Source organism: Thiocapsa imhoffii (genome assembly GCF_016583985.1).
Classification (GTDB): Bacteria; Pseudomonadota; Gammaproteobacteria; order Chromatiales; family Chromatiaceae; genus Thiocapsa; species Thiocapsa imhoffii.
This window is the reverse complement of record NZ_NRSD01000102.1, coordinates 1-534: the sequence shown is the minus strand read 5'-3', so window position 1 is coordinate 534 and position 534 is coordinate 1. Positions and strand designations below refer to the sequence as shown.

Sequence of the window (534 nt, the reverse complement as noted above, 5' to 3'; positions counted from 1 at the left end):
CGGCCCGCCATATCGGCGACCCGCTGCGCGTGCGCCAGATCCTGCTCAACCTGCTCGGCAACGCGGTCAAGTTCACCGAACAGGGCGAGGTCGAGCTTAGCGTGACGCCGCGCCCGGCGGAGGCCGCGCTCGATCGGCCGCACCTCTTGTTCGAGGTCCGCGACACCGGCATCGGGATCCCGGCCGACAAGCTCACGACCATCTTCGAGAGCTTCCGCCAGGCCGACGAATCGACGACCCGTCGCTTCGGCGGCTCAGGCCTCGGCACGACGATCGCCCGCGACCTCGCGCAATTGATGGGCGGGGCCATCGGTGTCGACAGCGTCGAGGGTCGAGGCAGCCGCTTCTGGGTGCGCCTGCCGCTCGCCCCGGCCGAGGCGCCGCCGCCAAGCATCGACGGCCGGCTGAGCGGCCTGCGGGCGCTCATCTTCGAACGCAACACGACCTATCGGACCCTGATCTGCGACGAGCTCGCGGCGGTCGGGGTCCGCTGCGAGGAGGCCGAGGACATCACCCGACTCAGCCGCCTGATCA

Annotated in this window: 1 protein-coding gene; it reads left to right on the top strand. The window is 70.6% G+C overall.

From position 1 onward, the window contains the following. On the top strand, positions 1-534 hold a 534-nt coding region (locus tag CKO25_RS20825), incomplete at both ends, for an ATP-binding protein (protein ID WP_242467804.1).